Genomic DNA, 13,322 nt, shown 5'->3' with positions numbered 1-13,322 from the left:
ATGAAAAAAAAATTTACAGAGACTGTGTGCATCACTTCACTTGCGCAACGTCCATTTTGTCAAAGCAAATTTACAGTGCAGTTCTCGCAAGTTTGGCCTGGTCGTCCGAGATTGATCGCGTTCATGCGAGCAGCATAATGCTTCTCGAAAAAATTTATAAGAAACACTGAAAAAACTGATCAAACCCGATGTTATGAGCTACGCGCCAGTGATTGGACTGTACGTGTCGCGGTTTGATGCCGCTCCTTGCGCATAGTTGCCCTTGATGGCTAGCAAGACAGAGGTGGTCTTACGTTTTCGACCAGTTTGCGGCCAACTTAAGATGGATCAGAGTTTCATTTAGGCTGCTATTCTCATTGGCTGTATTTTGCTGGCACCAGCAGTTGACCACCTTGGTTCGCACGCAGTTTCGCTGCGGACACGCTGTCGTACTGCCGCATGGCGGCTTAGAGCCCACATTGACTAATGCCGCGCATTACAACAACGGCAGCTTTCTTGTCTTGACGAATTGGTTGTGCCGGATCAGCGTCATGTCAGAACGGTCGGCTTTATCAACACGCGGGATGTCAGAAAACGATGAAGATAGAACACACCGAAGTCCTTGTTATTGGCGGCGGAACAGCCGGCTTCGGCGCTGCCATCTCTGCTGCGCGCGAAGGTCTTCAGGTCACATTGTTGGAAGCGACCAGCAAAATCGGCGGCGTTATGGCTTTCTGCCCTGGTATGCCTTGGGGCGGCGCATATCCGATGGATCAGATTATCGGCGGCATAATTGAAGAACTCACAGAACGCCTCGCATCGATGGACCCGCCAGCCGCCGAGAAGCGCGCTTGCACGCTAGACAATTTCGGGCCCGAAATCATCTACGACCATGATGTGGCGACGCTCACTATGTTTGAGATGCTCGAAGAAGCGGGTGTGCGTGTCAGGCTGGGAACCATCGCGCTTGAACCAGAGATGGACGGTGCGTCGATTGTATCCGTCTCGTGCTGTGATCGGCATGGCCCCTTTACTGTTCAGCCGAAGATCGTACTTGATTGCTCGGGCGACGGCGACATCTCGGCCAAAGCAGGTGTGCCTTACGTTCTTGGTGATGCGTCAGGCAACATGATGGCAGTTACGATTTCCTTCTTCATGATGGGCGCGGACTGGGACCGCGCTTTCGCCGATCCGGACCCGTATTTCCAAAAATACGCAGAGATTGGTGTCGAAGATGGCAGGTTGCACAGCGATCTCCGGAAGCTGTACCTCATGCGAGGCTTTCATGAAGGCACGGTCTTTTGCAACTCTGTCCATGTCCGCGGTGTGGACGGCACAGATCCGTTGGCCGTGAGTGCTGCCACACAAGAAGGTCGCCGTAGGTGCCACCAGTTGGCCGCGTTCCTGCGTACTGAAGTTCCGGGTTTTGAACAGGCGCATATGGCCATGCTTTCACCAACAGTTGGCGTGCGCGAGACGCGCAAATTGCGGGGCATGTATCGCCTGAAGGGAGAGGACCTGGCATGTGCGACCAAGTTCGAGGATGGGATTGTGGCGTGTGACAACCCTATCGACGATGTGATGCGCGCCAAGGGCGACATGACCCATCACGCTGCCATCCAATCCGGGCATTACTATACAATTCCGTTCCGGTCTCTGGTACCTGAGGAGATAACAAACCTCATGTTTGCGGGGCGCATTTTGTCGGCAGACTCGGTCGCATTCGCCTCCGTACGCGGCATGCCACAATGCATGGCGATGGGTCAGGCCGTCGGAACGGCAGCAGCGATGTCTATACGATCAAACATCGCCGTTCAGGCAATCTCGACGGCCCGTCTTGTTCAACGCGTGTCCGAACAAGGCATCAACCGGTTGAGACTGCCTGAACACGACGTGCCGTAACGATTTGGCTAGCAAATCTGGTATCTACGAAAATGCGGACGTTCGATTGTCGGATGGTCGGGATAGCTTTGTCTCGCAATCCAGTCTTTGGAGCATGTCGAGATCTCGCCATCGCAGCGAAGGTCTCATATGGCGGGCCGCGTTGCAACATCGACGGTAATTGCTGATGGCGGTAATGGGCCGTTCGCAGGACTTTGCAAAGTCAGCTTCCTGCGCATAGCTGCCATAGGGTCTGATAGGAAGCTCACGCAAAAGGGGTATCTAGCCGAGCCTGCTATCTCACCAGCTCAAAGGGTCTCTAAGCTAACCATCTGGGATGTGTTCTTGCTCTGTGCGGCAACCATCCAGCGCGGAAGCGCTTGGGTTCCAAGCCATCCGAATTTCAAGGTCTTGGGTGCCTTTACAGCGTGAGCAACGAAGGCATGGCCGAATGCCTTCTGAAAACTGAGAAATCGCTTTCTCGTTGGTTGTCGTCCCGTAGTAACCGCAGGGGCATTTGATCTGGAGACGAAGCAAACCGGCTTCCTTGTTAGATTAAATCAGAGCCTTCTAGGAGCTTTCCTCGAAGGTCGTTCCATGCTGGCGCATCTCGGCACCAACCTCAACCCACCCGCCTCTGGCGGGTTTTTTTTATGGAGAAACACATGAACATAAACCAAGCCACCTTAGACCTTGTGAAGCGCTTTGAAGGTCTTGAGCTTACTGCGTATCTCGATCCGGTTGGCGTACTCACCATTGGATACGGCTACACCAACAACGCGGGTTTTGGTCCAGGCGTGTCTGTGGGTGAAACGTGGACCAAGCCCTTTGCGGAGCAAATGCTGTGGGAGGGGCTTGAACGCTTTGCGGATCAAATCAGACCCATGTTCCGTCGCGCGCCAAATGACAATGAGTTCGGTGCGATGCTGTCTCTCGCATATAACATTGGCGTTGGGGCGTTCAGCCGATCTACCTGCCTGCGCCGCTTCAATGCGGGGGACATTGAGGGCGCTGCCGAAGCGCTGACATGGTTCAACAAGGCTGGTGGCAAGGTCTTGCGCGGGCTTACACGCCGCCGTGCGGCCGAGCGCGAACTGTTTCTTACGGATGCTGCAATCCTTGAAGCAACACCCAAGGCTGACGCTGAGCGCAGTTCACCGGCTCAGTCCAAAACGATCCGCGCCGTTGCCGGTACTGCTGCGGCGGGGGCAGGGGGTGTTCTAACCGCATTAGGCAAGCTGGACCCTTTGGCTCAGTATATCCTATTAGGCTTTTCTGCTGTTGCGCTGATCGGGCTGGGCTGGATTGCGCGCGAGCGGCTTCGCAAATGGGCAGGAGGGGCGCGGTGATGCTGCGCTTCCTACCTTCCAAGTCGGCAGTATGGGCCGCACTCAGCGTGTTTGTGGTCGTCTTGCTTGCATGGCTTCGCATCGATGCGAAGAACGATCAGAGGCGCAAAACAGAAGCCCTGCAGAACAAAGCCCGCCTTGATGCCATCCAAAGCAAACAGGAGATAGATCGAGATGTGGAGACGCAAGACGATACCGCTCTTATTGACCGCCTCACTGATCGTTAGCGCATGCTCTCAATCTCCCGCTGGAGATTTCTGCGACATTGCCGAGCCTATCCGGTTTGAGCGCGACGTCGCTTCGGTGGTTGTGACAGGAAATCGCGGCACCGCCGAAACGATCGATGCCCAGAACCGTTATGGGGAACGGCACTGCGGATGGTGAGCCATCCCCGATTTGTCATGCGTCGGTTATTGCGTGGCTCACCTTATTTGTCATGGGCCAAGTGCGGCGATACGAGTTTGGCGAGCTCGAAACAACGGACAATTTCGCCGTCACAGTCACCGGCTCTACAAGTGACTTCCTTTTCTTCAACGTTATGCGCGTGGATGGCAGTGCCGTTACAGGAATGGAATATTCGCTTGATATCATCGTAGCTGTTTGACTTCGCGTCTCCCAGCAGAACCAAGGCACTGAGGAGTTCAGCCGCCGGGTGTTCAACGACAATCCCAACATTCGGCGGTTCCACAGCAATGTCGTAATTGATCGGGTGAAAGCCGGGCTACAGGTACCGGTTTGAGGCAACGTGCCGGGTTTCTGAGGCGTTATGGCGCGGTGGCTAAAGTGCTTGGAATTGACTTGAGAACCAACAAAGCGCCGCCTGCTGCAATTGTTAAAAACACAAGGGCGACCTTCAGATCGCCCCACCAAGGTTGTCTTTTCATGAAGTCTTTCATCCTTTTCATGTCTGTCCTCGCGTTGTGACTACAGTATCGATATCCCCACCGCGGATACTTGACAGGGAGGTCGTCTAAATTTGAACGCATGAAGGTCCCGTGGTTATTGGTCCGCCATTCAGTGATACAACTTCTATTTTGTAAGGTTGGTCTGACGTTCGAAGCGCAAGTTGGACTCCAGCCAGAACATCCAACGGACCGACTATGTCTGTTGCATTTGCGCCATCGTATACCAGCGCTACTACACGCTTAGTAGTGGGTGAAGGTCCAGAGAGGACATTTTCGTTCGTCGTCATATACATGAAAATTTCAAGAATATTTCCGGCGTGCAATGACAGATACCGGTCATTTTCGGCCATTATCGAACCAGTCATTCAGATCAAATTAGTTCGATTTGAGCTACTCCTAAATCCTTGGACAGGATCTGGCGTAAATTAAGCTACTCTTTGCACCTGCTGATCGGGGTTGGTTCCGCCAAAGGCAGAAAAGTCCCGCATTATGCAATTTCGCTTGGCATGAACCTTCGCAACTGCAGCTAACGACTGCTTCGGTGATCTGCGCCGCAGCATTGCTCATAGAATTCTGGGGCAATAGGTGGCTAGTTTGACGACTTTGCAAAGTCAGCTACCTGCGCAATGCCGACATTGATACCTCCCGTTGTCTCATGGCAGGCAATTGCTGGGATTAGATTTGATGTCCGAAGGTTTGCTCTCAGCCTATTCCGTTGAAAAACTCTTCCTTGATCGGCTCCCAATTCGCTGATTCAATTCCTTTAGGGATTGGGGGATTTTGCGATGATGGGACCGAAGCAGGAAGCGCAGGCGGCATTGTTCTACGAGTTCTCGCTGGAAGACCATGTCCCGCAAGACCACCTGCTGCGCTCGATAGATCGGTTTGTCGATCTTAGCGATATCCGCCTTTATCTTGCAGACTTTTATAGTCACACGGGTCGTCCTTCGGTCGACCCGGAGCTACTGATCCGCATGCTTTTGGTGGGCTATTGTTTTGGCATTCGGTCTGAACGGCGGCTCAGTGAAGAAGTACATTTGAACCTTGCGTATCGCTGGTTTTGCCGCCTTGACCTGTCCACTCCGGTCCCCAACCATTCGACGTTCTCCAAGAACCGGCTGGAATGCCCCATCTGAACTGGTCCGACGTTATATTTAGGAAACGGAGGACAGAGAATGGCGAACAAGAGACACAAGCCGGAGGAAATAGTTCAGAAGCTGCGGCAGGTTGATGTGCTTGTCGGTCAAGGAATGATGCGCGTGGATGCGATCCGTGAAGTTCGCGTAACCGAGCAGACCTATTATCGTTGGCGCAAGCAATATGGTGGGATGGGAACCGACCAACTGAAGGAGCTAAAACGGCTCAAGAAGGAGAACGAACGGTTGCGTAAGGCCGTGTCGGACCTGACTCTGGACAAACTCATCCTGAAGGAAGCAGCCCGGGGAAACTTCTGAGCCCCGCCCGCCGGCGAGCCTGCATCGACCTGATCCGCAGCGAGATGAAGGTGTCAGAACGCCGGATCTGTAGGGTGTTGGGGCAACATCGATCAACACAACGATATCAGCCACGAGGTCGAGAAGATGAAAAGCGGCTTGTGGCAGACATGATCGAACTGGCCAGAGAGTATGGCGGCTACGGCTATCGTCGTGTTGCCGTCCTACTGCGAGATGCTGGCTGGCAAGTCAGCATCGGCCGGGTCGAACGGCTGTGGAAGCGAGAGGGGCTGAAGGTTCCAGCAAAACAACCGAAGAAAGGGCGGCTTTGGCTCAATGACGGATCATGCATCCGGCTCAGGCCAGAGCATCGCAACCACGTATGGAGCTACGACTTCGTCCACTGCCGCACTGACGATGGAAAGGCGTTCCGGACATTGAACATCCTAGATGAGTTCAGCCGTGAATGCCTGGCGATCCGGGTAAAGCGAAGGCTGAACTCGCCCGATGTGATCGATGCTCTGACCGATCTGTTCATCCTGCGCGGGCCACCTGCATATGTGAGAAGCGACAATGGCCCCGAGTTCATCGCTCAGGCGGTTCGTGACTGGATCGCCGCAGTCGGTGCCAAGACGGCGTACATCGAACCAGGGAGACCGTGGGAGAACGGTTATGTAGAGAGCTTCAACGCACGGTTCCGAGACGAATTGCTGAACCGGGAGATCTTCTACTCGATAAGGGAGGCGCAGATTGTCATCGAAGGTTGGCGTAAACACTACAACACCAAGCGGCCCCACAGTGCTCTAGGATACCGACCGCCGGCACCCGAAACCATCGTCCAGATGGACCAAAGGCCAGTCATGCACTAACAATCAAACCGGACCAGTCAGATCAGGCTAGCCAGTTGCAGTGAGGGCGCTCGGATCTTAAGTATCCGGCCCCACCTCCGACAACAGATTTTCCTTAACTAATATCTCGATGCGGATCTGTTCCTGCGATTTCAGCACCGAACGACCATCAACACCAGCCCTCAACAATCTTACCGCACTGCGTACCAGATGGCCTGGATTTTGAACAATCAGTGCATCAAGTTCACCAGACATAAGGCCTTTTCGGGTACGGTCGGTCAATTCATGTGCGAGTATTATCGGCTTTGATTGTAGTTTGGTGTCGGACAATCCTGCCAACGGCGCGCGCGCCTCTGAACTCATGATGTAAATTGCGACAATGTCGGCGTTTTTTTTAATAGCCGTAGCAATGACAGATTTTGCGCGCTCTTTATCGCCGTAGGTCTCCATGGATGGCAGGGCCGTAAGGTTCGGGAAATCGGTTGTCAGAACCTCATCAAGCCCGAAGCGGCGTTCAAGACTGTCACGGGCGTTCATGGTTTCGGTGACAATCATTACCTTGCCCTGACGGCCAGTACAAAACCGGCCAATCAGACGCGCGGCGGTGGCTCCCGCTGCCCGGTTATCGATGCCGACAAAGTCTAGGCCGGACATGTCTTGTTGACCGGAAATCAAGTGCACAACCTGTATGCCCCTTTCTTTCAGCCGAATGGCAGCATCGCGAACCTGTGGCGATTCCGGGGCCATAAGGGCGATACCATCGACATCTTCGGGGATGATGGCGTCGAGCGCCCTCGTGATTTCATGCGGGTCGTTTTGAGAAATGCTCTGATAGCGCAGATCCATGCCTTCGGCCTTGAGCGCGGCATCCGCCTCCTCGATATGACTGCTAAGCTCTGATACGAACAGGTCTCCGTGCCTCGGCAGCAGGAAAAGAAAGCGATATTGCTTGCTTTTTGCCAGGTTGGCTGCGGACAGGTTACGCACAAATCCTATCCGTTCGATTGCTTCGTTGACCGCATCCACTGTTTTTTTTCTAACACCGGATCGCCCGTTTAATACGCGATCGACCGATGCCAGGCTGACGCCGGCAGCAACTGCTAAGTCTTTGGTAGTTGGTCGCATTTTCAAAGCATTTCACTCGATCTACGCCACTTGGGGCGAGGTCGACATTGGCCTGAATTTTAATCAAGCGCAACCGTTCTGAGGTACGCGCCTCAAAAAAAGCTTGATATGAGGTACGTGCCTCAAATACCACTGAGGGCATTCGATGAGTCGCGATCGAAGGCGCTGCGACGAATGAATAGGGAGGACTAAGGAATGAGAAACAACCTTACATGTACGGTTGCGTTGGCTGCACTGACTGCGGGCGCGGGTGTCGCAAGCGCAGAGGACCTGACGCTGTGCTGGGCGGCATGGGATCCCGCCAATGCGTTGATTGAACTAAGCAAAGATTTCGAAGAGAAGTCTGGTCACAAAATGAGCTTTGAGTTTGTGCCCTGGCCCAACTTTGCCGACCGGATGCTGAACGAACTGAACTCCGGCGGCAAGTTGTGCGATCTGATGATTGGCGACAGCCAGTGGATCGGCGGTGGTGCCGAAAACGGACACTACGTTAAACTGAACGATTTCTTCGATGCAGAAGGCATCACTATGGAAGATTTCATCCCGGCCACAGTGACAGGCTATGCGGAATGGCCAAAGAATACGCCGAACTACTGGGCGCTGCCTGCGTTTGGGGATGTGGTGGGCTGGACATACCGCAAAGATTGGTTTGAACGCCCGGAAATTCAGGAGGCTTACAAAGCCAAACACGGGCACGATCTTGCCGTTCCTGAAACGCTAGACGAGCTCAAGAACATAGCCCAGTTTTTCCAGGAGCGGGAAATCGACGGCACAAAGGTTTATGGCGCGGCGATCTATACTGAGCGTGGATCGGAAGGCATCACCATGGGCGTCACCAACGCGCTCTACAACTATGGATTTGAATATGGCAATCCTGAAAGCCCCTACGAGCTTGAAGGTTTTGTAAATTCCGCCGAAGCGGCCGCGGGGCTGGAGTTCTACAAAACCCTCTACGACACAGCGACTCCTCCGGGATCTTCCAACTGGTATATGGGCGAAAACATTGATGCCTATAAATCGGGCCAGGTCGCACTTCAGATGAATTTTGCCTTCATCTGGCCGGGTGTTGAGGCCGATCCCAATGTGGGCGGTGGCAAATCAGGTTATTTCCCCAACCCAGCCGGGCCGAGCGGTCAATTTGCACAGCTTGGCGGACAGGGGATTTCGGTGGTCGCGTATTCTGACAAGCAAGACGCGGCACTGGAATATATCAAGTGGTTTGCGCAGCCCGATATCCAGGCCCGTTGGTGGGAACTGGGAGGCTATTCTGCTCTGAAAGCAGTGGTGGAAGATCCGGGTTTTGCCACCAGTCAGCCCTATGCGCAGACCTTCCTTGACTCGATGGCGATCGTCAAAGATTTCTGGGCGGAACCGACCTATGCCGAACTGTTGCTGGCAATGCAGCAGCGTGTTCATGACTATGTGATTGCCGGAAATGGCACCGCGCAGACAGCTCTGGACGGTCTGGTCAAGGATTGGGTCGAAGTCTTCGAAGACGACGGCAAAATATGAGCAGTGACACGGGGCCGAACCTGTTCGGTACTCATTTCCCGACCGGCGCCAGGCTGGTCGGGAGCATCACACGACCCATCCGAAATAGCCTCATCTAAGGGAACGCTGTTCCGATGAAGGACCCCAAAATGGTTTACACACCTATCGAGAAGCTCGCCCAGGCGACGCCCCAGCCGATGGCGCAAAAAGTCAGGGGCTTGTCCGACCGGGCGATTGCCTGGATTTTCGTGGCTCCGTCGATCTTTCTGTTGCTGGCGGTAAACATCTTTCCGCTGATCTGGACGATCAGGCTGAGCTTTACAAACTTCAAGGTCAACCGGGCCAACCGCGATATCGAATTTATTGGATTACGCAACTACGAGCGCATTCTGACAGACAGCGACATCTGGATGACGATGCAGGCGACCGCCCATTTCTTGATCTGGACCATCGTGCTGCAGGTGCTGATCGGGTTCGCACTGGCCTACCTGATTAACATGAAATTCAAGGGCAATGATCTGTGGACCACGATTATCGTACTGCCCATGATGCTCAGCCCAGCGGTTGTTGGCAACTTCTGGACCTTTCTGTACCAGCCGCAAATCGGTCTGTTCAACTACGTGGTGACGTTCTTCACTGGCGGGGATCCGTCAAGTTTCTCGATGATCGGGGACGTGCATCTGGCGCCATGGGCCATCGTGATTGCCGACACATGGATGTGGACACCCTTCGTCATGCTGATTTGCCTGGCTGGGCTGCGTTCCATCCCGGATTCAATCTACGAAGCCGCAGAATGTGACCGTGCAAGTAAGTGGCGCCAATTCTGGACCATCACGGTTCCCATGGTGCTACCGTTCCTGATGTTGGCCGTGCTGTTCCGTGGCATCGAAAACTTCAAGATGTTCGATCTTGTGGTGCAACTAACCGGCGGAGGGCCGGGCAACACCACGACCCTCACATCCATAGATCTGAAGCGGGAAGCCTTTGAAAAATGGCGCACAGGGTATTCGTCCGCCTACGCGGTGATCCTGTTTGTGACCGTGTTTGGCCTCGCGTCGATCTATGTCAAAGCTTTGAACAAGGTCAAAGAAAGATGAGCTTTTCTGTTACTGAACCAACCATTCGGACCAAATGGTTCGCGGGGACAGCTGTTATCCTTTACGCCGTGATCACGATCTTGCCGTTGATGTGGATCGTGGCGACCGGGTTCAAATCACCCGCGGACTCGATCGCTTATCCGCCCAAGGTGGTGTTCGAGCCAACTCTGGAAGGATACGTAAACCTTTTCACAACGCGTACGCGACTTGCCGAAGGTGATATGGCGGCTCTGCCACCAGCAGAGACATGGTACGAGAAAATCGTGCGGGATCAGGGGCAGATCATTTCCGGCCCGTCGCGCTATGGCGAACGATTCCTGAACTCTGTCATCATCGGATTCGGCTCGACCGTGCTCTGCATGGTGCTTGGCACGGCTGCTGCCTACGCATTCAGCCGCTTTCGAGTGCCACTTAAGGACGATCTGTTGTTCTTTATCCTGTCGACGCGGATGATGCCGCCTATTGCGGTCGCAATTCCAATTTTCCTGATGTTCCGGCAGCTGGGTCTGAATGACACGCATCTGGGAATGATCCTGCTGTACACAGCGGTGAACCTGTCCTTGTCGGTCTGGCTTCTGAAGGGCTTCATCGACGAGATCCCGGTGGAGTACGAAGAGGCTGCGCTGATTGATGGATACACAAGGTTTCAGGCATTTTACAAAGTCGTGTTGCCGCAGGCGGCCACGGGTATCGCCTCGACCGCGATCTTCTGTCTGATTTTTGCCTGGAATGAATACGCCTTTGCAGTGTTGCTGACATCCGGCACGGCGCAAACCGCGCCACCCTTTATCCCGACAATCATAGGCGTTGGCGGCAAAGACTGGCCGGCTGTCGCTGCCGGGGCCACCATCTTTCTGGTGCCGGTTATGGTTTTCACCATCCTGCTGCGCAAACACTTGCTGCGTGGGATCACTTTTGGGGCGGTACGCAAATGAGACAATTTTTCAATGGCTTGATTGGGCTACGGCGCGGCGCGTGGGAAATACTGGCGTCAACAATGATCGCCGTCGGAGTGGTCATGCTGATGCAACCCTTTCTGCTTGGGTTGTTCACCTATTCCTTCATTGTCACCCTGAGCGGCACGGTGATGTTCATCATCGTCAGCCACTTTCCGGAGTAAACAGATGGCACAAATACGTATCGAAAATGTGCGCAAGGACTTTGGAACTTTCAACGCGGTTCAGTCGTCGACATTCACAATCGAAGATGGCGAGTTCTTCATGCTGCTGGGGCCTTCGGGGTGTGGAAAAACCACCACGCTGCGCATGATGGCCGGGCTTGAATTGCCCACAAGTGGAGAGATCTACATTGATGGGGAAGAGGTGGGTATGAAGCCCGCCAGTCAGCGCGATATTGCTTTTGTCTTTCAAATGTTTGCGCTCTATCCGCATATGAATGTCGGTAAAAACATCAGCTACCCGCTCCTGAGCCAGGGCATGTCAAAGGCAGAGGCTAAGAAAAAGGTCGACGAGGTCGCTCAGATCCTTGGCATTTCGGACATCCTCAAGAAGCCAGTTGGTGGGCTTTCTGGCGGGGATCGTCAACGCGTAGCACTTGGGCGCGCGATTGTGCGTAATCCCAAAGCCTTCTTTATGGACGAACCGTTGGGGGCCCTTGACGCCGAGTTTCGCGAGCATATGGCAGAGGAGCTGCGCGCTTTGCATGACCGGATGGGCGCGACCACGGTTTACGTGACCCATGATCAGCTGGAGGCCATGCAAATGGGCGACAAAATTGTGGTGATGAACCACGGCGTTGTCGAGCAATTTGGCGTGCCGCAGGACATCTATGATTGGCCTGCCACGATGTTTGTCGCCAGCTTCATCGGCTCGCCTGCCATGAACTTTCTGGAATTCCACGGCATGGTCGGCAGTGGCGCAACATCGCTGACACTGGGCGATAGCGAGATCAGCATCCCGCAAATGAGATCGGGCGCCACAGGTGATCTGGCCATGGGCATTCGGCCAGAGCACGTTCACCTGAATGACACGAGCACCTATCGGGGTGAGGTCATCGCAACGGAATATCTGGGAACCACCCAGATAGTCACCCTGAACACTCCGAATGGAGAGGTCAAAGCGCGCGTCGCCTCCAGCAAGAAAGTGGCCGTGGGTGAAACAGCCGGATTGGGTTTTGACGAGCGTTCGATTTCAGTTTTTGACAAACAAAGCCAGCGCGCCTTGTTGTCGGCAGGAAATGAAGGAGTATTGCAGCATGGCTGAGGTAGAACTTCGTAACATCAGCAAGAGCTTTGATGGCGTTTTTGCCTTGAACAATGTGTCCATGACGATACCCGATGGGGCCTTCGTGGTTCTGCTGGGACCAACAGGAGCGGGCAAAACCACAACGCTGCGCATGGTGTCTGGTCTGGACAAACCTGACAGAGGCGACGTGCTAATGAACGGCCACAGCTTGGCGGGTTTGACCCCGGCCCAGCGCAACGTTGCGATGGTTTTTCAGCAATACTCGCTGTACCCGCATCTGACGGTCTATGAAAACCTTGCCTTTCCCCTGCGTTCTCCACTGCTCAAGACCTCAGAGGAAGACATCAAGGTCAAGGTGAGTCGCGTGGCGGAAACACTTCAGATTGCGCACAAGCTAGACAACAAGGCCACGGCCCTGTCCGGTGGCGAAATGCAGCGGGTGTCAATCGGTCGGGCGCTCGTGCGCAGTCCCGAGCTTTACCTTATGGACGAGCCGCTAAGTTCTCTTGACGCCAAGTTGCGCGCGGATTTGCGGATTGAACTTAAAAGCATACAGGCGGATTCCGGCGCGACTGTACTCTATGTCACACATGACCAGATCGAAGCCATGACAATGGCCACACATGTCGGCGTTCTGAACGAAGGCAAGCTGATCCAGTTCGGATCGCCCAGAGAGATTTACGAAGACCCGGTCGATATTTACGCGGCCAGCCGCCTAGGGCAACCGCGCATCAATATCCTGCCCGCAGATCTTTTTGGACATGCCCCAACAGGTGCGACTTCCATTGGACTGCGCCCCGAGCAAATCCATCAGGGCGAAGGTCAGGAAAGTCTGGTCACGCGAGTGGAACATCTGGGCGATCAAACAAGGCTGCACCTTTCACTCAAGGATCATGATCTTACCACAGTTACAGACGCTCACACCCAGCTTGCAGCAGGCGATATCGTTCGCATTTCGCCGCAGAACCCATTTTTCTTCGACGCCGCAGGCGACCGGATTCACTAAGGAC

The 13,322-nt window shown here is 54.2% G+C and carries 12 protein-coding genes and 1 pseudogene; 12 read left to right on the top strand and 1 reads right to left on the bottom strand.

Annotated elements, in window-relative coordinates; all coding sequences use genetic code 11:
• The first annotated feature begins 576 nt into the window (after positions 1–576).
• The 6 genes and pseudogenes from SIB38_RS19090 (at position 577) to SIB38_RS19065 (ending at position 6,416) form a co-directional block, all read left to right on the top strand.
• Positions 577–1,881: an FAD-dependent oxidoreductase gene (locus SIB38_RS19090; RefSeq protein ID WP_412550823.1), complete on the top strand. Its 1,305-nt coding sequence runs from the start codon at positions 577–579 to the stop codon at positions 1,879–1,881.
• Between the two features lie 644 nt (positions 1,882–2,525).
• Positions 2,526–3,209: a lysozyme gene (locus SIB38_RS19085; protein ID WP_412550822.1), complete on the top strand. Its 684-nt coding sequence runs from the start codon at positions 2,526–2,528 to the stop codon at positions 3,207–3,209.
• Positions 3,209–3,436, top strand: a complete 228-nt coding sequence (locus tag SIB38_RS19080; RefSeq protein ID WP_412550821.1) for a hypothetical protein — start codon at positions 3,209–3,211, stop codon at positions 3,434–3,436. The genes SIB38_RS19085 and SIB38_RS19080 overlap by 1 nt, the downstream gene beginning before the upstream one ends.
• A gap of 131 nt (positions 3,437–3,567) precedes the next feature.
• Complete coding sequence (locus tag SIB38_RS19075; protein ID WP_412550820.1) at positions 3,568–3,813, top strand: hypothetical protein; 246 nt, start codon at positions 3,568–3,570, stop codon at positions 3,811–3,813.
• Between the two features lie 1,086 nt (positions 3,814–4,899).
• Positions 4,900–5,232: pseudogene (locus SIB38_RS19070) on the top strand (transposase); the annotation flags it as partial.
• 57 nt (positions 5,233–5,289) lie between these two features.
• A protein-coding gene (locus SIB38_RS19065; RefSeq protein ID WP_412550819.1) for an IS3 family transposase occupies positions 5,290–6,416 on the top strand; the annotation gives its coding sequence in 2 pieces (ribosomal slippage) (positions 5,290–5,554 and positions 5,554–6,416; 1,128 coding nt in all).
• 57 nt (positions 6,417–6,473) lie between these two features.
• Here SIB38_RS19065 and SIB38_RS19060 read toward each other — a convergent pair.
• A complete protein-coding gene (locus tag SIB38_RS19060; protein ID WP_294119363.1) occupies positions 6,474–7,520 on the bottom strand; it encodes a LacI family DNA-binding transcriptional regulator in 1,047 nt (348 codons plus the stop codon).
• A gap of 195 nt (positions 7,521–7,715) precedes the next feature.
• On the opposite strand from SIB38_RS19060, the gene SIB38_RS19055 reads away from it, so the two are divergent.
• The 6 genes from SIB38_RS19055 to SIB38_RS19030 all read left to right on the top strand — a co-directional run bounded on the left by SIB38_RS19055 (position 7,716) and on the right by SIB38_RS19030 (position 13,318).
• Complete coding sequence (locus tag SIB38_RS19055) at positions 7,716–9,032, top strand: ABC transporter substrate-binding protein (RefSeq protein WP_294119364.1); 1,317 nt, start codon at positions 7,716–7,718, stop codon at positions 9,030–9,032.
• Between the two features lie 128 nt (positions 9,033–9,160).
• Positions 9,161–10,108: a carbohydrate ABC transporter permease gene (locus SIB38_RS19050; protein WP_294119365.1), complete on the top strand. Its 948-nt coding sequence runs from the start codon at positions 9,161–9,163 to the stop codon at positions 10,106–10,108.
• Positions 10,105–11,043, top strand: coding sequence for a carbohydrate ABC transporter permease (locus SIB38_RS19045; protein ID WP_294119367.1), 939 nt, complete (start codon positions 10,105–10,107; stop codon positions 11,041–11,043). Before SIB38_RS19050 ends, SIB38_RS19045 begins: the two co-directional genes overlap by 4 nt.
• A complete protein-coding gene (locus tag SIB38_RS19040; RefSeq protein ID WP_294119369.1) occupies positions 11,040–11,228 on the top strand; it encodes a hypothetical protein in 189 nt (62 codons plus the stop codon). Before SIB38_RS19045 ends, SIB38_RS19040 begins: the two co-directional genes overlap by 4 nt.
• Positions 11,229–11,232: 4 nt before the next feature.
• Positions 11,233–12,330, top strand: a complete 1,098-nt coding sequence (locus SIB38_RS19035) for an ABC transporter ATP-binding protein (protein WP_294119371.1) — start codon at positions 11,233–11,235, stop codon at positions 12,328–12,330.
• Entirely contained in the window at positions 12,323–13,318 is a 996-nt protein-coding gene (locus tag SIB38_RS19030; protein WP_412552066.1) for an ABC transporter ATP-binding protein, read from the top strand. Before SIB38_RS19035 ends, SIB38_RS19030 begins: the two co-directional genes overlap by 8 nt.
• The last annotated feature ends 4 nt before the right edge of the window (positions 13,319–13,322 follow it).

It is taken from the genome of Shimia sp. MIT910701, assembly GCF_047126315.1.
In the GTDB taxonomy this organism is placed as follows: Bacteria; Pseudomonadota; Alphaproteobacteria; order Rhodobacterales; family Rhodobacteraceae; genus Shimia.
Note: the sequence above shows the minus strand (reverse complement) of the source record. Positions and strands in the feature narration are given on the sequence as shown.